The sequence below is a fragment of the Cellulomonas terrae genome (assembly GCF_007990265.1).
GTDB classification, from domain to species: Bacteria; Actinomycetota; Actinomycetes; order Actinomycetales; family Cellulomonadaceae; genus Cellulomonas; species Cellulomonas terrae.
Map to the genome: position 1 here is coordinate 253496 of NZ_BJWH01000003.1, position 24889 is coordinate 278384.

A 24889-nucleotide genomic window follows, 5' to 3' on the forward strand; every position below is an offset into this window, starting at 1 on the left:
GACGACGACAGGACGCCACGGCGCGCCCTGCACCCATGCGGACGACCACGCGAAAGCAGCCTCGCGTCACGACTCCCCCCTCCCCCGACGCGCCTTCGCGCGCCTCGGGCCGGGTGACGACGTCCAGAACTCACCAGCACGAGACGAGGCACCACCATGACCGAGTACACGAGCCCCTACCCTCAGCACGACCCCGAGCCGTCCAGCACGGCGGACGCCGCGAAGGAGCAGGCGGGCGCCCTCAAGGACAAGGCCGCCGGCGCCGGTGGCCACCTGATCGACGAGGCCAAGGGCGAGGCCGCCGCAGTCACGCAGGAGGCCAGGCGGCAGCTCGGCGACCTGTGGTCGCAGGCCCGCAGCGAGGTGGCCGAGCAGGCCGGGACGCAGCAGAGCCGGATCGCCGCCGGTCTGACGACCGTGGGAACCCAGTTCTCGCAGATGGCGTCGGCCCCGACGGAGCAGAACCTCGCCACCGACGTCGTCCGTGAGGTCGGTCAGCGGGTGGACTCGCTCGGTCGCTGGCTCGACAGCCACGGCCCCGACGAGGTGCTCGACGAGGTCCGCAGCTTCGCACGCCGCCGTCCCGGCACGTTCCTGCTGATCGCTGCCGGCGCCGGGGTCGTCCTCGGCCGCCTGACCCGCGGCCTGAAGGACGCGCCCGCCGCGACGCAGCCCTCCGCGCCGACGACCGCCCCCGCCCCGGTGCGCACCTCGGTGACGGAGTCCCTGCCGGTGTACGCCGACGTCGTCGAGGAGCGTCCGCGCTTCACCGACGACCTCGCGTCGCCCGTGCCCAGCACGCCCGCCTGGGACCAGCGATGAGCGAGCCGCTCGGCGCGCCGCCGAGCCCGTCCGTCGGCGACCTGCTCGGCGAGGTCACCCGTGACCTGTCGACGCTGATGCGCCAGGAGGTCGCGCTCGCCAAGGCCGAGGCGACGCAGTCGGCGAAGGCCGCGGCCAAGGGCGGGTCGATGTTCGCCGGCGCCGCCGTGGCCGGTCACTTCGTCCTGCTGTTCCTGTCGCTCGCCCTGTGGTGGGCGCTCGGCGACGCGATGGACTCGCTGGGCTGGTCGGCCGTCGTGGTCGCAGTCCTGTGGGCGATCGTCGCCGCCGTCCTCGCCGCCCGCGGCAGGGCCGAGACCAAGCGGGTGGGCGGTCTCCCCCAGACCACCGACACCGTCAAGAAGATCCCGAACGCACTGCACGGCCACGAGGAGAAGAACTCATGAGCACCGACCCGGACCAGATCCGCGAGGACATCGAGCGCACGCGTGCCGAGCTGAGCTCGGACGTCGACGCCCTGACCGACAAGGTCAGCCCCAGCCAGGTGGCGCAGCGGCAGGCCGACAAGGTCCGCTCCGCCGTCTCGGACGTCAAGGACAAGGTGATGGGCGGCGTGGCGAGCGGTGCCGACACCGCCGGCTCGGCGGCGTCCAGCGTCGGCGAGACGGCCGCGGGGCTGCCGCACGCCGCGAAGGACAAGGCCCGCGGCAACCCGCTGGCCGCCGGCCTGGTCGCGTTCGGCGCGGGGTGGCTGATCTCCTCGCTGCTGCCCGCCACCCGTCAGGAGCAGCAGCTCGCCCAGGCAGCCAAGGAGCAGGCGGCGCCGCTCGTCCAGGAGGCGAAGGACGCCGCCCAGGGCCTCGCGGAGAACCTCCGTGAGCCCGCCCAGGAGGCCGCCGCCGCGGTCAAGGACCGGGCCACCGAAGCCGGCGCGACGCTCAAGGACGAGGGCCGGTCCGCGGCGGCCGACCTGCGTTCGGAGGCGACGCAGGCGGCGGACGACGTCCGCGGCGCCCACGCCGCAGGCAGCAACCAGTCCGGCATCTGACGGCTCGCGTGGCGGGGCAGGGTGCCCCGCCACGCGATACCGGACCGCGACCGACCACCCCGGGGGGACCGACCGCATGACCTCGCACGACACGCACAGCACCCGCAGCACCGAGAAGGCCGCCGCCCCGGCGCCGGACGACCCGCGCAAGCCCGACTCCCCCGACGACATGACGAAGCGGTCATGGCTGTACGTGCTGCGCAAGACGCTGCGGGAGTTCGGCAAGGACCAGTGCACCGACCTGGCCGCGGCCCTGACCTACTACGCCGTCCTCGCGATCGCGCCCGCCCTGCTGGCGGTGGTCTCGGTGCTCGGCCTCGTGGGCGACCCGGAGAAGATGGTCGCGGACGTCCTGACGATCGCCTCGGACGTCGGCGTCTCCTCGGTCGACGACACGCTGGAGCCGATCGTCACGCAGCTGACCGAGGCGCCCGCCGCCGGGCTCGCCCTGGTCCTCGGCCTGGTCCTGGCCCTGTGGTCGGCGTCCGGGTACGTCGCCGCGTTCAGCCGGGGCATGAACCGGGTCTACGAGATCGACGAGGGCCGCCCGATCTGGAAGCTGCGGCCGGTCCTGCTCGTCGTCACGGTGGCCCTCGTGCTCATCGCGGTCGTGATCGTCACGGCGGTGGTGCTCTCGGGCGGAGTCGCCCGCGCGATCGGCGACGCCGTCGGGCTCAGCGACGTGACGGTGACCGTCTGGAACGTCGTGAAGTGGCCCGTGATCGTCGCGCTCGTGGTCGTCGCGATCGCGATCCTCTACTACGCGACGCCGAACGTGCGGCAGCCGAGGTTCCGCTGGATCAGCCTCGGCGCGGTCGTCGCGCTCGTCGTGTGGGTGCTCGCGTCGATCGGCTTCGGCTTCTACGTCGCGAACTTCGGCAGCTACGGCGACACGTACGGCTCGCTGGCCGGCGTGATCGTCTTCCTGCTCTGGCTGTGGATCACCAACCTCGCGCTGCTGTTCGGCGCGGAGCTGGACGCCGAGGTCGAGCGCGGTCGGCAGCTGCAGGGCGGCATCGAGGCCGAGAAGACCATCCAGCTCCCGCCGCGGGACACCCGTGCGAGCGAGAAGAAGCAGGCCAAGCAGGAGGAGGACGTACGGCTCGGCCGTGCACTGCGCCAGTCGCGCGGGGCCGACAACTCGAACGACGACGCCTGACCGAAGGGAACGCCATGTACCTGCACGTACAGCGACTGATCAACGACATCGAGGCGGACGAGCCGGACCCGGCAGCAGCGAACGCCCTGCAGGAGGGGCTCGGCGGTCAGTTCGGCGAGATGCGCACGATGATGCAGTACCTGTTCCAGAGCATCAACTTCCGGGGGAAGACCGGCAAGCCCTACCGCGACCTCCTCCAGGGCATCGGCACGGAGGAGATCAGTCACGTCGAGCTCATCGGCACCACCATCGCGCGCCTGCTCGACGGCTCCCCGCGGTACAACGGCAAGAAGACGGACCCGCTGGACAAGCCCGGGTCCGGTGGCGCCACGCCGCTGGAGTCGGCGCTGGACCAGGGGAACATCCACCACTACCTGGTCGCCGCCCAGGGTGCGCTGCCCGTCGACGCGGCAGGCAACCCGTGGTCGGGGTCGTACGTCTACAACTCCGGCAACCTGGTGCTCGACCTGCTCTACAACCTCATGCTCGAGTCCACGGGCAGGCTGCAGAAGTGCCGCATCTACGAGATGACCGCCAACAAGACGGCGCGCTCGACGATCTCGTACCTGATCGTGCGGGACCAGGCCCACGAGAACGCCTACGCGCGGGCCCTGGAGACGCTCGGTGTGAACTGGGCGTCGCTGCTGCCGATCCCGAAGACGAACGCGGAGAGGTTCCCGGAGGTCAAGAAGCTCGTCGACCTCGGGCTGCAGAGCAAGCAGTACACGTTCGACCTGACGGCGTCCTCCGAGGCGGGCCGGATCTTCCAGGGGATGTCCCCGTCGAAGGACGGCACGGAGCTCGACGGGACCGAGCAGGCACCCGCAGGCGTGCCGTCGCAGATCGCCGACGAGCGGTTCGAGGAGTTCTCCCCCGGCCTCGACACCGACCTGCTCGCGCTCATCCAGGCCACGGCCGACCTGGAGATGGCCGAGCCGGCACCGCCGCTGTACGGGCCGGTCCCGCCGTCGACGGGCTCGGGCACCACGACGAAGTAGCCGCACCGCGGTCGTGCCCGGGCCCTGAGGTCCGGGCACGGCCGCGGTGTCGTTAAGTCTCGTATTCCGACCCGCCGTGTCCACATTAAGAGACGGTGCTGTCGCCGGCGCCCGCAGACGGCCATCCTCGTCCCATGCAGACCCGCCGCGCCGCCTCGACGAGCTGTCACGCCGTCGTGGCTTCCGCGCGCCCCTGCTGTCCGCGGAACGTCTGAACGCGGCCCGTCCCCCCCCGGCCGCGCGTCCGACGCCCGGCCACCGTCGACCACCTCGACGGCCGCGGCATGACGCGTGCGCCACCCCCGTCCCCCACGGAGGAACCGCCCCCATGGCGCCCACCCCGCTCTCCCTCGTCAGGCCCGCGCAGCGATGTCGTCGTGACGACCACCGCCCATCCCTCGCGACCCCCAAGGACCTGACATGACCGCCCGTCCCGCCCGCCTGACCGCCGCCCTCCTCGCCGCCGGCCTCCTCGCCTCCCTCGGCGCGTGCTCCTCCTCGGCAGCCGAGGAGCCCGCCGCGGGCTCCACCGCCGAGGAGTCCGCCGCACCCGAGGCGCTCGCGGAGGCCCCCGAGCTCCGCCTCGGCTACTTCGCCAACCTGACCCACGCCGTCGCGCTCGTCGGCGTCGACGACGGCACCTACCAGGACGCCCTGGGCGACACGACGCTCACCACCTCGATCTTCAACGCGGGCCCCGCCGCGGTCGAGGCCCTCTTCGGTGGCGCGATCGACGCCACGTTCATCGGCCCCAACCCGGCCATCAACGCGTTCGCGCAGTCGAACGGCGAGGCGGTCCGGATCGTCTCCGGTGCGACCTCCGGCGGCGCGCAGCTGGTCGTGCGCGACGGGATCGACTCGCCCGAGGACCTCGTCGGCACCACGCTCGCGACCCCCCAGCTGGGCAACACCCAGGACGTCGCTCTGCGCGCCTGGCTCGCCGAGGAGGGGCTGGAGACGTCGCTGACCGGCGGCGCCAGCGACGTGACCATCGCACCGCAGGAGAACTCGCAGACGCTCGACCTGTTCAAGGCCGGCCAGCTCGACGGCGCGTGGCTGCCCGAGCCGTGGGCGTCGCGGCTCGTCGTGGACGCCGGCGCGCACGTCCTGCTCGACGAGAAGGACCTCTGGCCCGAGGGCGACTTCGTCACGACCCACCTGATCGTCGCCACGGACTACCTGTCGAAGTACCCGGGCACCGTGAAGAAGCTGCTCGAGGCCGAGTACGCGACGTCCGAGTGGATCGCGGCGAACCCGGACGAGGCCAAGACCCTCTCGAACACGGTGATCGAGAAGCTCAGCGGCAAGCCGCTGTCGGCCGAGGTGCTCGACCGCGCCTGGGGCAACCTGCGCATCACGCTCGACCCCGTCGCGTCGAGCCTGCAGACGTCCGCCGACCACGCCGTCGCGGCGGGCACGTCCAAGAAGACCGACCTGCAGGGCATCTACGACCTGACCCTGCTCAACGAGGTGCTCGCCGAGAACGACCAGGAGCCGGTCTCCGACGGCGGCCTCGGGGTGTCGGGCACATGACCACCACCGTGACGGCGGTCGGCGGCCAGGGCTCCACCGCCCCGGCCGCCGTCGCGGCGCGCCTGACCGGGGTGACGCACCACTTCGGCGAGGCGTCCCGCCCCCCGGTGCTCGACCGCATCGACCTGACCGTGGCCCCGGGCGAGTTCGTCTGCCTGCTCGGGGCGTCGGGGTGCGGCAAGTCGACCCTCCTGTCGCTGGTCGCCGGCCTCGACGAGCCGGTCTCGGGCACCGTCGAGGTGCCCGGCGGGAGGCCGGCTCTCATGTTCCAGGAGCCCGCGCTCTACCCGTGGCTCACGGCCGCGGGGAACGTCGAGCTCGCGCTGCGCCTGCGCGGGCTCGCCCGCGCGGAGCGGCGCGAGGAGGCCCAGCGTCTGCTCACCCTCGTCCGGCTGGAGGGCTCGGGCCCCAAGCGCGTGCACGAGCTGTCGGGCGGCATGCGGCAGCGCGTCGCGCTCGCCCGGGCACTGGCCCAGGAGGGCGACCTGCTGCTCATGGACGAGCCCTTCGCCGCGCTCGACGCCATCACCCGGGACGTGCTCCACGAGGAGCTCACGCGGATCTGGACCGAGACCGGGCGAGCCGTCATCTTCGTCACGCACAACGTGCGCGAGGCGGTGCGGCTCGGGCAGCGGGTCGTCCTGCTCTCCTCACGACCCGGCCGGGTGGCCCGCGAGTGGGCGGTGGACATCCCGCAGCCGCGCCGCATCGAAGACCCCGACGTGTCCCGGCTCAGTGCCGAGATCACCGAGGACCTGCGACAGGAGATCGCCCGCCATGGCCACTGACACGACCACCCCGGTCCCGCGCCGGACCACGGACGGCGACCTCGCAGCGGGGCTCGACGCGCTGGAGACGCCGGTGGCCGCACCCCGCAGCTCAGCCTGGCGGGCCGCGTGGCGTGCTGTCTGGCCCGTGCTCGCCGCCCTGGGCGCCCTGCTCGTCGTGTGGCAGGTCGCCTACCAGCTCGAGCTCAAGCCGCCGTACGCGCTCCCGAGCCCCGCGGACACGTGGCAGACGCTGCTGGGCACCATCCAGGACGGCTCGGCCTGGCGCGCGGTCACCCTGAGCGTGCAGCGCGCGGCGGTCGGCTTCTCGATGTCGGTCGTCGTCGGGGTGGCGATCGGGGTCGCGCTCGCCGCGTCCCCGCTCCTGCGCCGCGCGTTCGGCCCGATCATCACCGGCCTGCAGTCGCTGCCGTCGGTCGCCTGGGTGCCCGCCGCGATCATCTGGTTCCAGCTCACCGACGCCACCATGTACGCGGTCATCCTGCTCGGTGCGGTGCCGTCCATCGTCAACGGGCTGCTCGCCGGCACCGACCAGGTGCCGCCGCTCTACCTGCGTGTCGGCCAGGTGCTCGGCGCCACGGGGTGGACGCGGATCCGCTTCGTCCTGCTGCCCGCCGCGCTGCCCGGCTTCCTCGGGGGCCTCAAGCAGGGCTGGGCGTTCGCGTGGCGTTCCCTCATGGCCGCCGAGCTCATCGTGCAGACCGGGCTCGGGACGGGGCTCGGCCAGATCCTCGACCTCGGCCGGGTCACCAGCGACATGTCGCTCGTGATCGCGTCGATCGGGCTCATCTTCCTGGTCGGCATCGTCATCGAGCTCGTCGTCTTCGCACCGCTGGAGCGCCACGTCCTGCACTCCCGCGGCCTCACCGGGCAGGTGTCGACCCGCTAGCCGTCCGCCCGGCTGGGGAAGCACACGTCGCACCAGTGGTACCCGGCCGGGCGCGCGCCGACCGGCCACCGGTTGCGCGCCGCGATCCTGGCCACCCACACGCACGGGTGGTCCAGGGAGTGCGTCTCGCGGGTGCGGCGGTTGGCGAGCAGGCGCTCGCTGTCCGACGACACCGTCACGCCGCACCGCGGGTCGGTCCCCAGCCGGTGGAAGCCGCCGAGGAAGCCACCGGCGAAGAACTCCTGCTCCGGTGTCAGGTCCAGCTCCGGCGGCACCAGCGAGGACGGCACGTCGACGGCCAGGTTCGTCGCCAGCTCCGGCGGCAGGTACCGGGCGAAGAACATGGTCACGAGGTCCGCGGTCGCGCTCGCGACCTGCGGGCACGCTCCGCCGCCGGGCCTGCACGGGAGGTCGAGCTGCGCGCTGAGGTAGTCCCAGTGCTCACCCTCGTCGAACACCACTCGGTGCCGGGGCCGGCGCACGGCCTGCCACTGCGCCTCGGTGAGCTGGCTGAACAGGTCGAAGCCCAACCCCCACATCAGCAGGGTCGGCAGGTCGAGCAGCGGGAGCGGGAACGGCTCGCCGCCGAACCAGTCCTGCCACCCTCCGCTCAGCCCGACGAAGCCGCCGACCTCGCGGCCGACGCAGAAGCGCGCACCGAGCATCGCGCCGAAGCTGTGCCCGATCACGCCGGTGGCCGGCGGCGGCAGGAGGACCTCCGCGTGCTCCCACCCGGTGCGCGCCCAGGTCAGCACGGCGTCGAGCGTCGCCTCGTCCGGGTGCTCCGGGACCGACGGGTTGTTCCCGCCCTCGATCCCCGCCAGCCGCGGCACGACGACCACGTAGCCGCTGCGCGCCAGCATCGCCGGGACCAGGAACCAGCGCAGGTAGTGGTCCGCGTCCTGCGGGCAGTGCCCGTGCGCGAGCAGGACGAGCGGGTACCGGCCGCAACCCTCCAGCAGCGGGGCACTCTCCACGGCGCCGTCCAGGCTCGGGAAGAAGATGCGCAGGTCCACGGGAGCACCGTCGGCCGGCCCGAGCGAGCGGACACCCCAGAAGACCGGCGCGAGCGCCTGCGGCTGCCACCCGATCGGGCAGCTGGCCGGCGGTGGGACGGGACTGTCGACCACCCGCCCAGTCTGGCCCCGGCGGCTAGCATGCGTCGATGCGCAGCTCACTCATGCAGAACGCCGAACGGTCCACCGAGCCCGGCAGCTTCGTGCTCCAGAACGAGCGGATGCTCAAGGTCGACCTCGCCGGTACGGGCGGCTTCTTCTACGCCAAGCAGGGGTCGATGGTGGCCTACCAGGGCGACGTCGACTTCAACTACCAGGGCAGCGGCGGCGTCGCCAAGATGTTCAAGAAGGCGTTCACCGGCGAGGGCATGTCGCTGATGAAGGTCTCCGGCAGCGGCGACGTGTTCCTCGCGCAGGACGCCGACGAGATCTTCATCATCCATCTCGAGGGCGAGAGCGTGACCGTCAGCGGCTCCAGCATCCTCGCGTTCGAGAGCACCCTCACCTGGGACATCAACCGCGTCGAGGGCGCGTCGATGCTCAGCGGCGGTCTGTTCAACACCACGTTCACCGGCACCGGCGCGCTGGCCGTGACCGCCTACGGCACGCCCGTGGTCCTGCAGGTCGACGTGCCGACCTACGTGGACATGCAGGCGGCGGTCCTGTGGTCGACCTCGCTGCAGTCCACGGTGCGCAAGACCGCGAAGCTGGGTGCGGTCATCGGTCGTGGCTCCGGCGAGGCCTACCAGCTCGGGCTCACGGGCCAGGGCTTCGTCGTCGTCCAGGCTTCCGAGGGACACCCGCTGCCGGGCAGCCAGGGCTAGCGGCTCGTCCTCAGTCCGGCGGCTCGATCGAGCCGACGTCGCCGGCGGCGATGCTGTCGGGCGTGTCCCGGGGCGCCTGGACGTCGTGGGGGCCCGGCACGTCCGGCGGCGTCGGCTCGTCGATCGGCGTCGCGTCGTCGCCGGGCACGTCGGTGAAGTTCGGCTCGTCCGGCACCTGGCCGGGGTCGGGGATCGGGCTGCTCATGACGGACCTCCTGGTGGACGGGGCGGGGGGACGGGTCAGGCGATCAGAACACCGGCTTGCCTCCGGTGACGCCGAGGACGGTCCCCGACACGTAGGACGCGGTCGAGTCGGCCGCCAGGAACACGAACGCCGGCGCGACCTCGGCCGGCTGGCCGGCGCGGCCCAGCGGGGCGTCCGAGCCGAACTTCTCGACCTTCTCCGTGAACTGCGTCGCGGGCTGCAGCGGTGTCCAGATCGGGCCCGGCGCGACGGCGTTGACGCGGATGCCGCGCGACCCGAGCTCCGAGGCCAGGTTGACGGTGACGTTGTTGATCGCCGCCTTGGTCGACGCGTAGTCCAGCAGCGTCTCGGACGGCTGGTACGCCTGGATCGAGGAGTTGTTGAGGATGACGCTGCCCTCACCCAGGTGCTCCAGGGCGGTCTGGGTCACCCAGAACAGCGCGTACAGGTTCGTCTTGAAGGTGCGGTCCAGGTCCTCGGACGTGATGTCCGCGACGGACTCGCGGCGCGCCATCTGGAAGCCGGCGTTGTTGACCAGGATGTCCAGCCCGCCCAGACCGGACACGGCCGTCCGCACAGCACCGCGCGCGGCCTGCTCGTCGGTCAGGTCGGTCGGGATCTGCACGCACCGTCGCCCGGCCTCCTCGACCCACCGCGAGGTCTCGTCGGCGTCCGCCTGCTCCTCGGGCAGGTACACGATCGCGACGTCGGCCCCCTCGCGGGCGTAGGCGATGGCGACGGCCCGGCCGATGCCCGAGTCACCGCCGGTGATCAGCGCCCGTCGACCGGTCAGGAGGCCGTGCCCCTCGTAGCTCGACTCCCCGTGGTCCGGCGTCGGGGTCATCGGATCCGTCAGGCCCGGGGGCTGCTGCTGCTGCGCCGGGAACTGCTCGTCCTGCTCGCTCACGTCTGCTCCTGCGGGTCCATCCGTGCGTGCGCCGGGCTGCTTCGGCTGCGCTTCATGGTGTGCCCCCGAGGCGCGCTCTGCATCCTGACGCGACGAGAGCGGCCCACCCGGGGGTGGGCCGCTCCCGACGTACGACGTCGCGTCAGCGACGGCGGCCCGAGCCGGCGACGATCGCGACGCCGATCGCGGCGAGGACCACCTGGAAGAGCAGCTCGATCCAGTCGATGCCGTCGGTCGTCTGGACGCCGACGAGGCCCGCGAGCCAGGTACCGAGGAGCGCGGCGACGATGCCCACGATGATCGTGACCAGGATCGAGATGTTCTGCTTGCCGCGGACGAGCAGGCGGCCGAGGACGCCGATGATGGCGCCGATGATGATCGCGGAGATGATGCCTGCGGGGGTCATGATGGTGCTCCTCACGGTGAAGAAGTACGCCGGGTACGGCGACGAGTGAATCTAGGGGCGTTTCGTCCGGTTCGCGCGCTGAAACGAGAGGTTCGCCCGGTGTGAGCATCCGCATCGGCACGTCCGGCTGGTCCTACGACCACTGGGAGCACGTCCTCTACCCGCCCGGCCTGCCCCCAGGGGAGCGCCTGGGGAGGTACGTCGCGGAGTTCGACACGGTCGAGCTCAACGCGAGCTTCTACCGCTGGCCGAAGGACTCGACGTTCGCCGGGTGGCGACGGAGGCTGCCCGACGGGTTCGGCATGTCCGTGAAGGCGTCGCGCGGGCTGACCCACGCCAAGCGTCTGTACTCCCCCGAGGCCTGGTCGGACCGCATGGCTCGCTCGTGGCACGAGCTCGGTGACCGGCGCGAGGTGCTCCTCGTCCAGCTGCGGCCCGACCAGGCTCGCGACGACGCCCGGCTCGGCTGGTTCCTCGGCTCGCTGCCCGGCTGGGTCCGGGTGGCCGTCGAGCTGCGGCACCCGTCGTGGCAGCACGACGACGTGTTCGCGCTCCTGGAGCGGCACGGTGCCGCGAACGTCGTGATGAGCGGCGCCCACCTGCCGTGCGTGCTGCGCGCGACCGCGCCGACCGTCTACGTGCGCCTGCACGGTCCGGACCACGACCACCTCTACGGCGGCTCGTACTCCGACGACGACCTGCGCTGGTGGGCTGACCGGGTGCGCGAGTGGTCGGGCGACGGGCACGACGTGCTCGTCTACTTCAACAACGACGGCGGCGGGAACGCCGTGCGCAACGCCCGCACGCTGCGCTGGCTCCTCGGCGCCTGACCTGGCCCTCCGCGGCTCGGCGCGCGCGCACGCCGTAGCGGACCTACGCTCGCCTCTCGCACGAGAGCTGAACGACGAGGAGGTCGAGATGCACAGCGACGACAGGATCGTCCACGACACCGGAGACAGCACCCCGGTGGTCCGCGACGTGAAGTCCGAGGCCGAGGCCGAGCTGACCGACGCCGAGAAGATCAAGGCCGACGGGATCGACGAGCAGAACGTCGACCCCCGCTAGGACCCGTACAGCAAGGCGCCGCAGCCGACCGGCTCGGCGCCTCGCTCATGCACAATCGACCCCGTGACCGCACCGGACGAGCAGACCACCCGCCCTCGCCGCCGCCGATCGTCCCGGGCCACCCTCGTGCTCGGCCTCGTCCTCGGGCCCCTGCTGCTGGCCGCGGTCGTCGGCATGATCCTGACGTGGCCCCACGACGACGGCGGGTCCGGTCAGCGGGCCGGTCTCGTGGACGTGGGCGTCGAGCACGTGACGGCGACGGTCACCGGGACCCGGACCGAGCAGTGCGAGTCGACCGTCGAGGACCGCCTCCCGGACGGCTCGCAGCCGGACCAGGTCCCGTGCCTCCTGGTGCTGGCGACCGTGACGTCCGGGGCGCAGTCCGGCACCGACATCGAGGTGTGGGCCACCGCGACGCTCACGGCCGCCGACGTCCCCGAGGGGACCCGCATCGTCGTGCAGCACTACCCGGCGGCGGACGGCGCCCCCGAGACCTGGGCCTGGTCGGACTTCGCCCGAGGTGTCCCTCTCGCCACCCTGGCGCTGGCGTTCGTGCTGATCACAGCCCTGGTCGCCGGGTGGCGCGGGCTGCGGGCGATCGTCGGTCTGGGCCTCGCGTTCGTGGTGCTGTGGCAGTACGTCCTGCCCGGGCTCATCGCCGGGGAGAACGCGGTCGTCCTCGCGCTGTGCGGGTCGGCGGTGATCATGGCCGTGGTCCTGTACCTGGCGCACGGCTTCTCCCTGCGCACCAGCACGGCCCTGCTCGGCACCCTCACCGGGCTCCTGCTCGTCGGTGCGCTCGGGGCCCTCGGCGCCGACGCGGCACACCTGACGGGGGCGACGACCGAGGAGGACTACCGGCTCGCAACCCTCCTCGGCGACAACGGCGCGGCGGCTCTGCGGGGCGTCTTCCTGTGCGGCGTGGTGCTCGCCGGGCTCGGCGTGCTCAACGACGTCACCATCACCCAGGCCTCGGCGGTCTGGGAGCTGCGCGCCATGGACCCGCACGCGTCGTGGCGCGGCCTGTTCACGGGCGGCATGCGGATCGGCCGGGACCACATCGCGTCGACGATCTACACCATCGCGTTCGCCTACGCCGGCGCCTCGCTCCCGGTCCTGCTGCTCCTGCAGATCTACGAGCTGCCCCTGGGCCAGACGCTCACGAGCGGCCAGTTCGCCCAGGAGATCGTCCGCACGCTGGCCGGCGCCATCGGCCTCATCCTCGCGATCCCGTTCACCACGGCGATCGCTGCGGTCGTCGCGCACGGGCAGGAGCCCGCGCGGCTGAGCCGTGCCTCAGGGCACAGCCACGTCCACTAGCCCGCGCTCCTGCTGCGTCACCGGCGCAGCCCGGTTGGCCCGCACGACCCACGCCGCAATCGCCGTGGTGAGCGGGATGGCCAGCACGAGCCCGATCGACCCGACCAGCGTCCGTGCGACCTCCTCGGCGAGCTCTCCGCTGGTCAGGGCGTCCAGCATCGCGCGGTCGGAGATGCTGACCAGGAGGACCAGCGGCAGGGTCGCGCCGACGTACGCGAACACGATCGTGTAGACGGTCGACGCGATGTGGTCCCGGCCGATCCGCATCCCGCGGCCGAACAGCTCGCGCCAGCCGGCGTCCGGCGAGCTGCCGTACAGCTCCCAGACCGCGGACGCCTGCGTGATCGTCACGTCGTTGAGCACGCCGAGACCGGCGATCACCATCCCGCACAGCAGCACCGCGCTCATCCGTGCCTGCGGCGCGTACGACAGCAGGTCGAGGGCGAACTCCCCCGACAGCCCCGTCAGGTGTGCCGCACCGCTCGCCCACGTCGCGAGGAACCCTGTCGCGAGCAGCCCGAGCAGGGTGCCGACGAGCGCGGTGGACGTGCGCAGGGAGAAGCCGTGCGCGAGGTAGAGGACGACGAACATGATGGCCGACGAGGTCACCAGGGCCACCGGCAGCGCAGGCTTGCCCTCGAGCAGCGCAGGCAGCATGAACGCCCCGATGACGGCCATCGAGATGCCGAGCCCGATCAGGGCCGCGAAGCCCCGCCACCGGGCGACCGCCACCACCAGGACCGCGAACACGGCGGCGAGCAGGGCCAGCGGCGGCCCGCGGACGAAGTCGGTGAAGATCAGGCCCGTCTCCGGCGTCCCCATCGAGCCCAGGTCCGCCGTGATGATCCGGTCGCCCGGATGGACCTCGGACAGGTACTCGGGCGGGACCTGGACCCAGGCGCTCGACCCGTCCGCCATGGTTCCGCGGACCTGCCGCAGCGGGTCCTCGCGGTCCGGGAACACCTCGGCGACCGTCACCGTGGGGAACGTCATCCCCGGCGGGGCGGTCTCCAGGACCGGCCGCTCCCCCGTCGGCCACAGCACCCACGCGCCCACCAGGGTGGCCAGCAGGGCGGGCACCAGGATCGCGGCGAAGACCCGGCGCGCGTGCCGACGGACCTGCGGCGAGGCGGGGGTGACGTCGTGGAGGTGCGCACTCATCGGACCAGGATCGGCGCGACGACGCATGCGACCGCACCGGACACGCCGGGCATCGCAGAACGGTCGAGGCGTCCGTGTCACGTCTGCCCCCGCTGCACGGTCGAGGGTGGTGTCCAGCGCGTCGCTGGTCACCGACACCGGAGGTACACCCATGAAGATCGTCGTCATCGGAGGCACGGGGCTCATCGGCTCGAAGCTGGTCGCGCTGCTGGCCGCCGACGGCCACGAGGCCGTCGCCGCGTCGCCCGGCACGGGCGTCAACACGCTGACGGGCGACGGGCTGGCCGAGGTGCTCACCGGCGCCGACGTCGTCGTCGACGTGTCGAACTCCCCGTCCTTCGAGGCGGCCGCGGTCCTGTCGTTCTTCGAGACCTCGACCCGGAACCTGCTCGCCGCCGAGGCCGAGGCGGGTGTCGGCCACCACGTGGCCCTCTCCGTCGTCGGCACGCAGCGCCTGCCCGAGAGCGGCTACTTCCGCGCGAAGATCGCGCAGGAGCAGCTCATCGAGGGCTCCGCGATCCCGTACTCGCTGGTGCACGCGACGCAGTTCTTCGAGTTCGTCGGCGGCATCGTCGACTCCGCGACCGACGGCTCGACGGTGCGGCTGGCGCACGTGCTCATCCAGCCGATGGCCGCGGACGACGTCGCCGCGGCGCTCCGGGACGTCGCCGTGGGTGCGTCGACCACCGCACGGGTCGACATCGCCGGTCCGGAACGGTTCCGCCTCGACGACCTGGCCCGACGCTTCCTGGCCGCGCGCGACGACGCCCGCCAGGTCGTCACCGACCCTGCCGCGACGTACTTCGGTGCCCTGCTGGAGGAGGACACCCTGGTCCCGCTGGGCGAGGCGACCCTGGGGACCACCACCTTCGAGGGCTGGTCGGCGCGCTGACCCCTATGTTGTGACCGTGACCAGCGACACCGCCGACAACCCGAGCGCGCCGGCCGCGGGGTGGAACGCCAACGTCCCCGACTCGGACCTGGCCGCCTTCGAGGACGTCCGTCCCCGCCTGTTCGGCATCGCCTACCGGATGCTGGGCAGCGTCGCGGAGGCCGAGGACGTGGTGCAGGACGCGTGGCTGCGCTGGCAGGGCACGGACCGCCGCGTGGTGCGCAACCCCGCGGCCTTCCTCACCACCACGACGACCCGCCTCGCCATCAACGCGACGACGTCCGCGCACACGCGGCGCGAGACGTACGTCGGCCCGTGGCTGCCCGAGCCGGTGGACACCAGCGCGGACCCCGCGCTGGGGGCCGAGCGGGCGGAGGCGCTCGAGATGGCGGTGCTGCTCCTGCTGGAGAAGCTCACGGCGCCCGAGCGTGCGGCGTACGTGCTGCACGAGGCGTTCGGCTACTCCTACCGGGAGATCGCCGAGGTCCTGGACACCACCGAGGCCAACGCGCGGCAGGTCGCGCGGCGGGCGCGCGAGCACCTGGCGTCCGAGCGGTCGGCGCCCGCGCCACCCGCGCAGCAGCGCCGGCTGCTGGAGTCGTTCGTGGCCGCGGCGCAGGTCGGGGACCTCGACGGCCTCGAACGCCTGCTCGTCGACGACGTCGTCGTGCGGCCCGACGGCGGCGGAGAGGTGCACGCGTCCCGCGTCGAGCTCGTGGGCGCCGCGCGCACCCTCACGTTCCTGGACAACGTCCTGCGCAAGTACTGGCAGGACTCGACGCTGCGCATCGTGGAGGCCAACGGGGGCACCGCGCTCCTCGTCACGTCCAGCACCGGAGAGCCGCAGGCGGTCGTCGTGCTGGACGGGTCCGACCGCGGGATCGAGCACGTCTACATCCAGGTCGCCCCGAGCAAGATGCGGCAGTTCGCTCCCGCCGTCTGACGGGTGTCACGTTCCGGCGACCTGCGCGGTCGAGAAGGTGTGACACAGATGCAGAGGATCGTGATCGTCGGCGGCGGGTACGCGGGCTTCTACGCCGCCTGGAACCTGGAGAAGAGGCTGCGGCCGGACGAGGCGGAGATCACCGTCATCGACCCGCGCCCGTACATGACGTACCAGCCGTTCCTGCCCGAGGTGATGGCCGGGTCGGTCGAGGCGCGGCACGCCGCCGTCTCGCTGCGCAAGCACCTGCGCCGTACCCGGGTGGTCGCCGGCGAGGTGACCCGGGTCGAGCACGCCCGCCGGGCGCTGCAGGTCCGCCCCGCCGACGGCGACGACGTCGAGCTCGGCTACGACGTCATCGTGATCACCGCCGGGGCGGTCACCCGCACGTTCCCGATCCCGGGCGTCGCCGAGCAGGCGATCGGGATGAAGCACGTCGAGGAGGCCGTCGCCATCCGCGACAAGCTCCTCACGTCGTTCGACCGCGCCTCCGTCCTGCCGCCGGGACCGGAGCGGCAGCGCCTCCTGACCGTCACGTTCGTGGGTGGCGGCTTCTCCGGCGTCGAAGGGTTCGGCGAGCTGCTGTCGCTGGCCACGTCGCTGCTGCGGTCCTATCCCGAGCTCTCGCTCGCCGACCTGAGCTTCCACCTCGTCGAGGCGGCGGGGCGCATCCTGCCGGAGGTCACCGACGAGCCCGGACGCTGGGTCGTGAAGGCGCTCGAGGAGCGTGGCGCGCACGTGCACCTGAACACGCAGCTCGTCTCCGCCGTGGGCGGCCACGTCGTGCTCTCGACCGGCCAGGAGTTCGACTCCGAGCTGATCGTGTGGGCCGCGGGCAACGCCGCGAACCCGGTGGTCGCCCAGCACACGGACCTCCCGGTCGACGACCGCGGGTTCCTCCGCGTACGAGCGGACCTGCGGATCGGCACGGCGGAGGCGTTCGTGCCCGACGCCTGGGCCGCCGGGGACGACGCCGCGGTCCCGGACATCGCCGTCGGCACCCCGGGCGCCCGCACCGTGCCGAACGCCCAGCACGCCGTGCGGCAAGGCAGGCACCTCGCCGCGAACATCACGGCGGTGCTGCGCGGTGGGACCCCGAAGGAGTACGTGCACCAGAGCCTCGGTGTCGTGGCGACCCTCGGCCTGGGGCAGGGCGTCTTCCAGTACCGCCGCCTCGTCGTCACGGGCTTCCCGGCGTGGGTGATGCACCGCGGGTACCACGTGCTGGCGGTCCCGACGTGGGAGCGCAAGATCCGGGTGCTGGCCGTCTGGCTGGCCGCCGGGCTCTTCGGGCGGGACATCGTCTCGCTGGCGAGCGTGCAGCACCCGCGGGAGGCGTTCGTGCGCGGCGGGGCGCCCCGGTAGACCCACCCTGCCAGGATGGGCCCGTGACCACAGAGGCCACGGGCCTCGTCGCCCGCCGCTGGCGCAGCCGCCGGTCCGCCGCGGTGGCCGGCATCGTGTTCGCGGTCCTGCTCATCGCCGCGCTCGTGATGATGCGCCTCGCAGTCGCCGGCGAGACCGTCGGCGGGATCGAGCTCGACGCCGGCCGACGGCGCCTGGTCCACCTCGCCCTCAACCTCGTGCCCTTCGCGGGGATCGCGTTCCTGTGGTTCATCGGCGTGGTGCGCGACCAGCTAGGCGAGGTCGAGGACCGCCTCTTCTCGACCGTCTTCCTGGGCAGCGGCCTGCTGTTCCTCGCGATGCTGTTCCAGGGCGCGGTCACCGCGACGAGCCTGGTCGCGATGGTGTCCGGCGACGACCTCGACGCCGGGGTCTGGACGTTCGGCCGGGGCACCACGGAGGCGCTGGTCTCCGTGTACGCGATGCGGATGGCGGCCGTCTTCACGCTCTCGGTGAGCACCGTCGCGCTCCGCACCGCGGCTGTCCCCCGCTGGGTGCCGTTCAGCGGCTACGCGGTGGCGCTGGTGCTCCTCCTCGTCGCCGGCGAGCACAAGTGGGCGCAGCTGCTGTTCCCGGTCTGGGTGCTCGTGCTCAGCGTGGCCATCCTGCTGACGCCGGGCCGTGCCCGCCCCACGTCCGCCGGGTGAACCTGCAGGTCCAGCCTTCTCTCCGCGTCCGCACGACCCCTAACATGGACAAACCGGACACCGCGACCAGCGCGGTGTCCGCTGTCCAGCAGGGGGAACTCATGGCACGTCTCCGCATGTCGCTCACCGCCGCCGCGCTCGCAGGCGCCGCTCTCCTCGCCTCCGCAGGACCGGCCGCCGCGTGCCGGACCGACCCGCAGGCCGACCCGGCCACGTGGGAGTACGGCGGCGTCTACGACTGCACCAAGACCACCGTCGGCCACGGGGTGCGCACGTACACCAAGCCGTCGCCGGTCGCGTTCGTCGTGATCCGGACCGGGAAGACGTACTTCGTCAGCGACCTGGGCGACGCGAACGAGGGCGACCGCACCTACACGTTCGACAAGCCCGTCCGGTTCGTCATCAGCTGCGACTTCACGGACGCGTAGCGGTGGTCGCGGCCTGCCGTGCGGCCGCCTCGAGCTGCTCGCGGTAGGCCGGCCAGTCGATCGTGGGGATGTTCGGGTCGTCCTGGCGGCTGCCCACCGCGCCGTCGACGAGCTCGCGCACGATGTCGGCGTGGCCCGCGTGCCGGGCACGCTCGACGCACATGTGCACCAGGATCTGGTGCAGGGTCACGTCCCGGCGGTCCTCCGGCCACCACGGCACCTGGCCCGGCGCGTCCAGTGGGAGCGCCTCGATCGTCGCGTCGGAGTGCGCAGCCGAGAACTCGTGGAGCTCGACGATCTGCTCGCGCGTCTCCTCGGCGGTCGCCCACATGTCCGCGTTCACCTCCGCGTCGTCGGCGTGCCAGGGCAGCTCTCGACCGCTCGGCCGCCCGAACACCTCGCCGAAGTAGCCCAGCTCGACGCTGGCGACGTGCTTGACCAGCCCGAGCAGGTTGGTGCCCGTCGGGGTCATCGGTCGGCGGATCTCGTACTCGCCCAGGCCGCCGAGCTTGCCCAGCATGCTCGTGCGCAGGGCGCGCAGCTGGCGGAGCAGGGTGACCTTCTCGTCCATCCCGCCACTATGCCGTGCGCGCTGCGTACAGTCCGGACGTGGAGACCCTGCGCTACGGCACCCACCCCGACCAGGTCGTCGACGTGACGTTCCCGCAGGGCGCGGGGCGGCCTCCGCTCGTCGTGCTGCTGCACGGGGGCTTCTGGCGTGTCGCGTACGACCGGGCGCACCTGCGCGTCGTGGCCGACGCTCTGACGGCGGAGGGCTTCGCCGTCGCGAACGTCGAGTACCGCCGGGTCGGCGGTGGTGGCGGCTGGCCGGCGACGTTCAGTGACGTCGGCGATGCGATCGAGGCCGTCCAGACCGCGCTCGTCGACCGGGTCGACCTGGGCAGCGTCGCCTACCTCGGGCACTCCGCCGGCGGGCACCTGGCCCTCTGGGCCGCCGTGCGGGACCGGCTCCCGCCGGGCGCTCCCGGCCGCGCCGGACGCGCACCCGCCGTCCGCGGCGTCGTGGCCCTGGCACCTGCAGCCGACCTGGCGGAGGTGGACCGGCTCGGCCTGAGCGGAGGGGCGGTCCGCGAGCTGCTCGGCGGCAGCCCGACGGCGGTGCCCGACCGGTTCGCCGCCACCGATCCCGCCGTGCTCGGCGCCCCGGCCGCGACCACCGTCGTCGTGCACGGTGTGCTCGACGACCTCGTGCCGATCGAGGTGTCCCGCAGCTACCGCGACCGCACCGGCGCGTCCCTGATCGAGGTCTCCGGCACCGGGCACTTCGAGCTCATCGACCCGGAGTCCGCGGCCTGGCCGGTCGTCCTGACCGCGCTGAGGGAAAGTGTGGGCTGACGCGACACCGTGCACAGGTCCAGACTCGAGGAGTCCGCGCCCCTCCAGGAGGAACCCATGAGCACCGACCTCTTCGAGACCCCGTCAGCCGACGCGGAGCCCGCGGCCTTCGCCGACCGGCTGCTGGCCGCGACGCTCGGCGGGATGGACCTGGTCGCGATCCATCTCGGCCGCAATCTCGGCTGGTACCAGGCGCTCGTCGACGACGGGCCCCTCACGTCCGTCGAGCTGGCCGCCCGGACCGGCACCCACGAGCGCTACGCGCGCGAGTGGCTGGAGCAGCAGGCCGTCGGTGGGTGGTTGCTCGCGGACGACGCCGCCGACGCGACCGAGCGCCGGTACCAGGTGGCGGCGGGCGCGGTCCCCGTGCTCACCGACCCGGACAGTGCGCTGCACGTCGCCCCGGTGGCCGGCTTCGTCATCGCGGCGTGCCGCCGGATCGACGACCTCGCCGCCGCCTCGCGTTCCGGCGGCGGCGTGAGCTGGTCCCAGTTCGGGGACGACGCTCGCACGGCACAGGGCGCGCTCAACCGCCCGCTCTTCCTGGACGAGCTCCCCCAGCAGATCGTCCCCACGATCCCCGAGCTGCACACCGCCCTGCAGGGTGGTGCGCGGGTCGCGGACATCGGCGCCGGCGAGGGCTGGTCGTCGATCGGCCTGGCGTCCGCGTTCCCGACGTCGACGTTCGAGGGGTTCGACGTCGACGAGCCCTCGGTGGCGGCGGCTCGTCGGCACGCCGCCGACCGTGGGCTCGACGGCCGCGCCACGTTCTCGGTCGTCGACGCCGCCGACCTGCGCGAGAGCCACGCCGGCGCGTTCGACGTCGTGATGGCCTACGAGTGCGTCCACGACATGCCGGACCCGGTCGGTGTCCTCGCGGCGATGCGGACCATCGTGCACGACGACGGCTACGTGCTGGTGATGGACGAGCGCACCGCGGAGTCCTTCGCGGCACCCGCCGACCCTGTGGAGCGGCTGCTGTACGGGTACTCGATCGTGTGCTGCCTGCCCGACGGCCTGTCGACACCCGGCGGCGTCGGGACGGGGACCGTCATGCGCCCGGACGTGCTCGCCGGGTACGCCGAGTCAGCCGGCTTCTCGCGCGTCGAGGTCCTTCCGGTCGACCACGAGATGTTCCGGTTCTACCGGCTCCACCTCTGACGCCCTCGTCCCGCCCACCGGCTCCGACCCCACCGGAGCCGTCGGCAGCAGCCGGGAGAAGAAGAGCGCCAGCGCCGCGATCAGGGCGAGCACGGCCAGGCTCGCCCGCAGCGCGTCGATCCGGGCGGACTCGTTCTCGTCGGCGATCGCCGCGACCTCGTCCGCCGGGAGCCCGGCGTCCTCGAGCGCCGTCACCAGCTGCGCGTCGGAGACGAACGGCACGCCCGACGCCAGCTGCACCTGAGCGGTCTCCGCCACCTCGGCGCTCACCTCCGGGTTCGACCCGAGGCCGACGAGCAGGGTCGACGTCAGCGTCGCGACGAGGATCGACCCGGCGACCGCCGTCCCCAGCGACGCCCCCAGGTTGGTCATCGTGTTCTGCACGCCGCCCACGTCGCCCGCGTCCTTGTCCGCCACCGCCGAGACGGTGACCGCCCCCAGCTGCGACGACAGCGCCCCGACCCCGAACCCGGCCAGCAGCAGCGGGACGGCGACGATCTCCGCGCCCGCCCCCACCTCGAGCGCACCCATGAGCGCGACGATGCCGAGCAGCATGCTCGTCAGCCCCCAACGGACCACCTCGCGGGGGGAGGCGTTCGGGAAGAACCGCGGGACGCCCACGGCAGCGATGAGCAGCGAGACCGACAACGGGAGCAGCCGGACGCCCGTCTGCAGCGCCGTGAGGCCCAGCGCGATCGACAGGAACAGCGGAACGACGAAGAACAGCCCGGCCTGGATCATGAACTGGAAGAAGAACATCGTCAGACCACCGGCCAGCCGGGCGTTGCGGAGCATCGCCGGGCGCACGAGCGGTTCCCGTCCCGCAGCGACCATCCGGTTCTCCCACGAGAAGAACAGCCGCAGCACCACCATGCCGGCCAGGATCAACCAGATCGTCGGGGACAGCCCGAGCCACGACGGACCGCCCGGACGGGTGAGCACCCACCCCCACTCCCCCGAGCGCAGCACACCGAACACGGCCAGCCCGAGCCCCACGGCGGACAGGACGGAGCCCACGTGGTCGAGACGGAACCGCGCCTCCGGCTCGGCGTCGGCCAGCCTGCGGGTGAGCAGCAGGATCCCGATGACGAGCACGACCTCGCCGGCGAACACGTACCGCCAGGTCCAGTACGTCGTGACGAACCCGCCGATCAGCGGTCCGGCCGCCACCGCGATGGCCCCGGCGGAGGCCACGAGGCCGTAGGCGCGCGGCCGGTCCTTCGAGGCGAAGTTCGAGGCCACCAGCGCGACGATCGCCGGCATGATCAACGCCGCCCCGAGGCCTTCGAGCACCGACCAGCCGATGATCAGCACGGTCAGGCTCTGCGCGATCGACGTGACGAACGACCCGCACGCGTAGATCACGCACCCGATGGCGAACGCACGACGACGGCCGATGAGGCTCCCGATCTTCCCGCCCGTGATCATCATGCTGGCCATGACCAGGGTGTAGAGGGTGATCGCCGTCTGGATACCCGTGACCGTCGTCCCGACGTCCGCGGCGACCTGGGCGATCGACACGTTCATGACCGAGCTGTCGAGGGTCATGAGGAACTGCGCCGTGGCGAGGGTGAACAGGACCAGCCCTGCCGCTCCGGCCTTCTGGGTCATCGGGCACCGCTCCCCGTCTGCAGGACGTCCTCCGTGCCCGGACGACTGGACCTCAGAGGTACCACCACCGGCCCGGTCCGCGCTACGGACCTGGCGCTACGCTGCCGAGAAAACGCGACGGGGGTGGGCAGTGGGCGAGACGGCTGGGCCTGCACAGGTCTCGGAGTCCGGGTGGTACCGCCATCTCGACCTGATCGCCACCATCCTGCTGGCCGTCGCCACGGTGCTGACCGCCTGGTCGGCGTTCCAGAGCAGCCAGTGGGGCGGCGTCCAGGCCATCGAGTACAGCGCCGCGTCGCGCGAGCGCGCCCAGTCCAACCAGGCCGCGACGCTCGCCGGCCAGCAGACGACCATCGACGTGCTGCTCTTCACCGACTGGCTCGCCGCGCTGCACGACGAGGGCGACGCCCTCCTGCCCGAACCGTACGTGCCCGATCCCGCGCTGTACTCGGGGTTCCTGTTCGAACGGTTCCGGCCCGAGTTCCAGCCCGCCGTGCACGCATGGTTGGCCGAGGACCCGCTGACCGACCCCGACGCCCCTCCCAGCCCGTTCGCGATGGACGAGTACGTGCTCGCATCGACCACCGAGTCGGTCCGGCTCGAGAAGGAGTCCGAGCGGTCCGCGGCCGAGGCCCGGCTCGCCATCGAGCGCAAGGACCGCTACGTGCTGGCGACCGTCCTGTGCGCGTCGGTGCTCTTCTTCTCCGGCATCGGGTCGAAGCTGGGCTCCCCGCGCCGGCGCGCGACGATGATCGCGATCGGGGGCGTCGTCCTGCTCACGACGGTGGGCGTCGTGCTCACGTTCCCCGTCCAGATCTGACCGCGGACGACGTTCGGCCCCGCGTACAGGGCGCGGGGCCGAACGGGTCGTGCGACGAGACAGAGAGCGTCAGGCGACGCGGCCGCTCGCGTTCTCCTCGTCACCGATCTTGTGGACGACGATCGAGTTCGTCGAGCCGACCACGCCCACCGGCGCCCCGGCGACGACGACGACGTAGTCGCCGACCTCCGCCAGACCGTTGGCGCGCAGCGTCGAGTCGACCTGGCTCACCATCGCGTCGGTGTTCTCGACCGCCGGGACGCGGTACGTCTGGACGCCCCAGCTGAGCGACAGGATGTTGCGGACCTGGTCGATCGGGGTGAACGCCAGGAGCGGGATCTCGGAGCGCAGCCGCGACATGCGCCGCGCGGAGTCACCCGACTGCGTGAACGTCACCAGGTACTTGACGTCGAGCGTCTCGCCGATCTCCGCCGCCGCCCGGGTGATGGCACCACCGCGGGTGTGCGGCGTCGAGCCCAGGGGCGCGATGCGCTCGCGGCCCAGCTCCTCGGTCGCCTCGATGATCCGCGCCATCGTGCGCACGGTCTCGATCGGGTAGTCGCCCACGCTCGTCTCGCCCGAGAGCATGACCGCGTCGGCACCGTCGAGCACCGCGTTCGCGCAGTCCGAGGTCTCGGCGCGCGTCGGGCGCGGGTTGGTCGTCATGGACTCGAGCACCTGCGTCGCCACGATGACCGGCTTGGCGTTGCGACGGGCCAGCTCGACCGCGCGCTTCTGCACCAGCGGCACCTGCTCGAGCGGCAGCTCGACGCCCAGGTCGCCACGGGCCACCATGATGCCGTCGAACGCCGCGATGATCTCGGCGAGGTTCTCGACGGCCTGCGGCTTCTCGATCTTGGCGATGACCGGGACGACCCGGTTCTCCTCCTCCATGATCCGGCGCACGTCGGTGTAGTCGTCGGCGGAGCGCACGAACGACAGCGCGATGATGTCGGCGCCGACGTTGAGGGCCCAGCGCAGGTCCTCCTCGTCCTTGTCGCTCATCGCGGGGACCGACACGGCCACGCCGGGCAGGTTGAGGCCCTTGTTGTTCGACACCGGGCCCGGGACCTCGACGCGGGTCACGACGCGCGTGCCCTCGACGGCCGTCACGCGGACGAGGACCTTGCCGTCGTCGATGAGGATCGGGTCGCCGACGCGCGCGTCGTTGGTCAGACCCTTGTGGGTCGTCGAGACGAGCTCCTTGGTGCCCTCGACGTCGTCCGTGGTGATGGTGAAGACGTCACCCACGGCGAGGTCGTGCTTGCCGTCGACGAACCGGCCGAGGCGGATCTTCGGGCCCTGCAGGTCGACGAGGACCGCGACGGACCGCCCGGACGCCTGTGCGGCGGCTCGGACGTTGTCGTACACCCGCTTGTGCACCTCGGTGTCGCCGTGGCTGCGGTTGAGCCGTGCCACGTCCATCCCGGCGTCGACGAGGGCCTGGATCTGCTCCGCGGACTCCGTAGCGGGGCCGATGGTGCAGACGATCTTTGCTCTACGCATGAAGCGAGCCTATGCCTTC

Annotated in this window: 28 protein-coding genes; 20 read left to right on the forward strand and 8 right to left on the reverse strand. The window is 72.3% G+C overall.

From position 1 onward, the window contains the following. The first annotated feature begins 156 nt into the window (after positions 1–156). From CTE05_RS05130 to CTE05_RS05165, 8 genes are all read left to right on the forward strand, one after another. Positions 157–822 carry a hypothetical protein gene (locus CTE05_RS05130; RefSeq protein WP_146845035.1) on the forward strand — a complete coding sequence of 222 codons (666 nt, stop codon included), beginning with the start codon at positions 157–159 and terminating at the stop codon, positions 820–822. After that, complete coding sequence (locus CTE05_RS05135) at positions 819–1229, forward strand: phage holin family protein (protein ID WP_146845036.1); 411 nt, start codon at positions 819–821, stop codon at positions 1227–1229. The genes CTE05_RS05130 and CTE05_RS05135 overlap by 4 nt, the downstream gene beginning before the upstream one ends. Beyond that, positions 1226–1831, forward strand: coding sequence for a DUF3618 domain-containing protein (locus tag CTE05_RS05140; RefSeq protein ID WP_146845037.1), 606 nt, complete (start codon positions 1226–1228; stop codon positions 1829–1831). The genes CTE05_RS05135 and CTE05_RS05140 overlap by 4 nt, the downstream gene beginning before the upstream one ends. Positions 1832–1907: 76 nt before the next feature. Then, a complete protein-coding gene (locus CTE05_RS05145) occupies positions 1908–2990 on the forward strand; it encodes a YihY/virulence factor BrkB family protein (RefSeq protein ID WP_146845038.1) in 1083 nt (360 codons plus the stop codon). Positions 2991–3004: 14 nt separating this feature from the next. Next, the gene (locus tag CTE05_RS05150) at positions 3005–3988 is read left to right on the forward strand and encodes a manganese catalase family protein (protein WP_146845039.1); all 984 of its coding nucleotides are present in this window, start codon (positions 3005–3007) and stop codon (positions 3986–3988) included. A gap of 420 nt (positions 3989–4408) precedes the next feature. Next, positions 4409–5521 carry an ABC transporter substrate-binding protein gene (locus tag CTE05_RS05155; RefSeq protein ID WP_146845040.1) on the forward strand — a complete coding sequence of 371 codons (1113 nt, stop codon included), beginning with the start codon at positions 4409–4411 and terminating at the stop codon, positions 5519–5521. Beyond that, on the forward strand, positions 5518–6309 hold the full coding sequence (locus tag CTE05_RS05160; RefSeq protein WP_146845041.1) for an ABC transporter ATP-binding protein: 792 nt from the start codon (positions 5518–5520) through the stop codon (positions 6307–6309). Before CTE05_RS05155 ends, CTE05_RS05160 begins: the two co-directional genes overlap by 4 nt. Further along, complete coding sequence (locus tag CTE05_RS05165; protein ID WP_146845042.1) at positions 6299–7198, forward strand: ABC transporter permease; 900 nt, start codon at positions 6299–6301, stop codon at positions 7196–7198. The genes CTE05_RS05160 and CTE05_RS05165 overlap by 11 nt, the downstream gene beginning before the upstream one ends. Here CTE05_RS05165 and CTE05_RS05170 read toward each other — a convergent pair. Continuing rightward, positions 7195–8328, reverse strand: a complete 1134-nt coding sequence (locus CTE05_RS05170; RefSeq protein WP_146845043.1) for an alpha/beta hydrolase — start codon at positions 8326–8328, stop codon at positions 7195–7197. The two genes, CTE05_RS05165 and CTE05_RS05170, sit on opposite strands and share 4 nt — an antisense overlap. Before the next feature lie 35 nt (positions 8329–8363). On the opposite strand from CTE05_RS05170, the gene CTE05_RS05175 reads away from it, so the two are divergent. Further along, positions 8364–9038, forward strand: coding sequence for an AIM24 family protein (locus CTE05_RS05175; protein WP_146845044.1), 675 nt, complete (start codon positions 8364–8366; stop codon positions 9036–9038). 10 nt (positions 9039–9048) lie between these two features. Here CTE05_RS05175 and CTE05_RS05180 read toward each other — a convergent pair whose 3' ends face one another. The 3 genes from CTE05_RS05180 to CTE05_RS05190 form a co-directional block, all read right to left on the reverse strand. Beyond that, entirely contained in the window at positions 9049–9243 is a 195-nt protein-coding gene (locus CTE05_RS05180; protein ID WP_146845045.1) for a hypothetical protein, read from the reverse strand. Between the two features lie 43 nt (positions 9244–9286). Then, entirely contained in the window at positions 9287–10087 is an 801-nt protein-coding gene (locus CTE05_RS05185) for an SDR family oxidoreductase (protein WP_146845121.1), read from the reverse strand. A 205-nt stretch (positions 10088–10292) separates the two neighbouring features. Next, positions 10293–10556 (reverse strand): GlsB/YeaQ/YmgE family stress response membrane protein, encoded by a 264-nt coding sequence (locus CTE05_RS05190; RefSeq protein ID WP_146845046.1) that lies wholly within the window; start codon positions 10554–10556, stop codon positions 10293–10295. Positions 10557–10657: 101 nt separating this feature from the next. Between CTE05_RS05190 and CTE05_RS05195 the strand changes: the two genes are divergently transcribed. The 3 genes from CTE05_RS05195 (at position 10658) to CTE05_RS05200 (ending at position 12941) form a co-directional block, all read left to right on the forward strand. Then, the gene (locus CTE05_RS05195; protein WP_146845047.1) at positions 10658–11386 is read left to right on the forward strand and encodes a DUF72 domain-containing protein; all 729 of its coding nucleotides are present in this window, start codon (positions 10658–10660) and stop codon (positions 11384–11386) included. Positions 11387–11474: 88 nt separating this feature from the next. Next, a complete protein-coding gene (locus CTE05_RS20150) occupies positions 11475–11621 on the forward strand; it encodes a hypothetical protein (RefSeq protein ID WP_186814742.1) in 147 nt (48 codons plus the stop codon). 63 nt (positions 11622–11684) lie between these two features. Beyond that, positions 11685–12941, forward strand: a complete 1257-nt coding sequence (locus tag CTE05_RS05200) for a YibE/F family protein (protein WP_246123272.1) — start codon at positions 11685–11687, stop codon at positions 12939–12941. Here the strand turns inward: CTE05_RS05200 and CTE05_RS05205 are convergent. Beyond that, complete coding sequence (locus tag CTE05_RS05205) at positions 12918–14102, reverse strand: YibE/F family protein (protein WP_146845048.1); 1185 nt, start codon at positions 14100–14102, stop codon at positions 12918–12920. The two genes, CTE05_RS05200 and CTE05_RS05205, sit on opposite strands and share 24 nt — an antisense overlap. Before the next feature lie 151 nt (positions 14103–14253). Here CTE05_RS05205 and CTE05_RS05210 point away from each other — a divergent pair, with 151 nt between their 5' ends. The 5 genes from CTE05_RS05210 to CTE05_RS05230 all read left to right on the forward strand — a co-directional run bounded on the left by CTE05_RS05210 (position 14254) and on the right by CTE05_RS05230 (position 18416). Further along, a complete protein-coding gene (locus tag CTE05_RS05210; protein ID WP_146845049.1) occupies positions 14254–14994 on the forward strand; it encodes an SDR family oxidoreductase in 741 nt (246 codons plus the stop codon). 16 nt (positions 14995–15010) lie between these two features. Further along, positions 15011–15937 (forward strand): RNA polymerase sigma factor SigJ, encoded by a 927-nt coding sequence (sigJ, locus tag CTE05_RS05215; protein WP_246123274.1) that lies wholly within the window; start codon positions 15011–15013, stop codon positions 15935–15937. Positions 15938–15985: 48 nt separating this feature from the next. Beyond that, positions 15986–17302, forward strand: a complete 1317-nt coding sequence (locus CTE05_RS05220; protein ID WP_146845050.1) for an NAD(P)/FAD-dependent oxidoreductase — start codon at positions 15986–15988, stop codon at positions 17300–17302. A 23-nt stretch (positions 17303–17325) separates the two neighbouring features. Further along, positions 17326–17988, forward strand: a complete 663-nt coding sequence (locus tag CTE05_RS05225) for a hypothetical protein (protein WP_146845051.1) — start codon at positions 17326–17328, stop codon at positions 17986–17988. A 101-nt stretch (positions 17989–18089) separates the two neighbouring features. Continuing rightward, the gene (locus tag CTE05_RS05230; protein ID WP_146845052.1) at positions 18090–18416 is read left to right on the forward strand and encodes a hypothetical protein; all 327 of its coding nucleotides are present in this window, start codon (positions 18090–18092) and stop codon (positions 18414–18416) included. Here CTE05_RS05230 and CTE05_RS05235 read toward each other — a convergent pair. Continuing rightward, positions 18403–18987 carry a DinB family protein gene (locus CTE05_RS05235; protein ID WP_146845053.1) on the reverse strand — a complete coding sequence of 195 codons (585 nt, stop codon included), beginning with the start codon at positions 18985–18987 and terminating at the stop codon, positions 18403–18405. The two genes, CTE05_RS05230 and CTE05_RS05235, sit on opposite strands and share 14 nt — an antisense overlap. A gap of 38 nt (positions 18988–19025) precedes the next feature. Here CTE05_RS05235 and CTE05_RS05240 point away from each other — a divergent pair, with 38 nt between their 5' ends. Together CTE05_RS05240 and CTE05_RS05245 are read left to right on the forward strand one after the other, a co-directional pair. Continuing rightward, complete coding sequence (locus tag CTE05_RS05240) at positions 19026–19772, forward strand: alpha/beta hydrolase family protein (protein ID WP_222595412.1); 747 nt, start codon at positions 19026–19028, stop codon at positions 19770–19772. Positions 19773–19829: 57 nt separating this feature from the next. Next, entirely contained in the window at positions 19830–20933 is a 1104-nt protein-coding gene (locus CTE05_RS05245; protein ID WP_146845055.1) for a class I SAM-dependent methyltransferase, read from the forward strand. Here the strand turns inward: CTE05_RS05245 and CTE05_RS05250 are convergent. After that, the gene (locus CTE05_RS05250) at positions 20859–22544 is read right to left on the reverse strand and encodes an MFS transporter (protein WP_146845056.1); all 1686 of its coding nucleotides are present in this window, start codon (positions 22542–22544) and stop codon (positions 20859–20861) included. The two genes, CTE05_RS05245 and CTE05_RS05250, sit on opposite strands and share 75 nt — an antisense overlap. A 130-nt stretch (positions 22545–22674) precedes the next feature. Between CTE05_RS05250 and CTE05_RS05255 the strand changes: the two genes are divergently transcribed. Then, positions 22675–23364, forward strand: coding sequence for a hypothetical protein (locus CTE05_RS05255; protein ID WP_146845057.1), 690 nt, complete (start codon positions 22675–22677; stop codon positions 23362–23364). 69 nt (positions 23365–23433) lie between these two features. Here the strand turns inward: CTE05_RS05255 and pyk are convergent, their stop codons facing one another. Continuing rightward, complete coding sequence (gene pyk / locus CTE05_RS05260) at positions 23434–24870, reverse strand: pyruvate kinase (RefSeq protein WP_146845058.1); 1437 nt, start codon at positions 24868–24870, stop codon at positions 23434–23436. Positions 24871–24889 lie beyond the last annotated feature (19 nt).

What these genes read in the sequence shown, in the direction of transcription:
- CTE05_RS05130 (WP_146845035.1), top strand. Translation starts at nt 157, where the DNA reads ATGACCGAGTACACGAGCCCCTACCCTCAGCACGACCCCGAGCCGTCC.
- CTE05_RS05135 (WP_146845036.1), top strand. Translation starts at nt 819, where the DNA reads ATGAGCGAGCCGCTCGGCGCGCCGCCGAGCCCGTCCGTCGGCGACCTG.
- CTE05_RS05140 (WP_146845037.1), top strand. Translation starts at nt 1,226, where the DNA reads ATGAGCACCGACCCGGACCAGATCCGCGAGGACATCGAGCGCACGCGT.
- CTE05_RS05145 (WP_146845038.1), top strand. Translation starts at nt 1,908, where the DNA reads ATGACCTCGCACGACACGCACAGCACCCGCAGCACCGAGAAGGCCGCC.
- CTE05_RS05150 (WP_146845039.1), top strand. Translation starts at nt 3,005, where the DNA reads ATGTACCTGCACGTACAGCGACTGATCAACGACATCGAGGCGGACGAG.
- CTE05_RS05155 (WP_146845040.1), top strand. Translation starts at nt 4,409, where the DNA reads ATGACCGCCCGTCCCGCCCGCCTGACCGCCGCCCTCCTCGCCGCCGGC.
- CTE05_RS05160 (WP_146845041.1), top strand. Translation starts at nt 5,518, where the DNA reads ATGACCACCACCGTGACGGCGGTCGGCGGCCAGGGCTCCACCGCCCCG.
- CTE05_RS05165 (WP_146845042.1), top strand. Translation starts at nt 6,299, where the DNA reads ATGGCCACTGACACGACCACCCCGGTCCCGCGCCGGACCACGGACGGC.
- CTE05_RS05175 (WP_146845044.1), top strand. Translation starts at nt 8,364, where the DNA reads ATGCGCAGCTCACTCATGCAGAACGCCGAACGGTCCACCGAGCCCGGC.
- CTE05_RS05180 (WP_146845045.1), bottom strand. Translation starts at nt 9,243, where the DNA reads ATGAGCAGCCCGATCCCCGACCCCGGCCAGGTGCCGGACGAGCCGAAC.
- CTE05_RS05185 (WP_146845121.1), bottom strand. Translation starts at nt 10,087, where the DNA reads ATGACCCCGACGCCGGACCACGGGGAGTCGAGCTACGAGGGGCACGGC.
- CTE05_RS05190 (WP_146845046.1), bottom strand. Translation starts at nt 10,556, where the DNA reads ATGACCCCCGCAGGCATCATCTCCGCGATCATCATCGGCGCCATCATC.
- CTE05_RS20150 (WP_186814742.1), top strand. Translation starts at nt 11,475, where the DNA reads ATGCACAGCGACGACAGGATCGTCCACGACACCGGAGACAGCACCCCG.
- CTE05_RS05205 (WP_146845048.1), bottom strand. Translation starts at nt 14,102, where the DNA reads ATGAGTGCGCACCTCCACGACGTCACCCCCGCCTCGCCGCAGGTCCGT.
- CTE05_RS05210 (WP_146845049.1), top strand. Translation starts at nt 14,254, where the DNA reads ATGAAGATCGTCGTCATCGGAGGCACGGGGCTCATCGGCTCGAAGCTG.
- CTE05_RS05220 (WP_146845050.1), top strand. Translation starts at nt 15,986, where the DNA reads ATGCAGAGGATCGTGATCGTCGGCGGCGGGTACGCGGGCTTCTACGCC.
- CTE05_RS05230 (WP_146845052.1), top strand. Translation starts at nt 18,090, where the DNA reads ATGGCACGTCTCCGCATGTCGCTCACCGCCGCCGCGCTCGCAGGCGCC.
- CTE05_RS05235 (WP_146845053.1), bottom strand. Translation starts at nt 18,987, where the DNA reads ATGGACGAGAAGGTCACCCTGCTCCGCCAGCTGCGCGCCCTGCGCACG.
- CTE05_RS05245 (WP_146845055.1), top strand. Translation starts at nt 19,830, where the DNA reads ATGAGCACCGACCTCTTCGAGACCCCGTCAGCCGACGCGGAGCCCGCG.
- CTE05_RS05250 (WP_146845056.1), bottom strand. Translation starts at nt 22,544, where the DNA reads ATGACCCAGAAGGCCGGAGCGGCAGGGCTGGTCCTGTTCACCCTCGCC.
- pyk (WP_146845058.1), bottom strand. Translation starts at nt 24,870, where the DNA reads ATGCGTAGAGCAAAGATCGTCTGCACCATCGGCCCCGCTACGGAGTCC.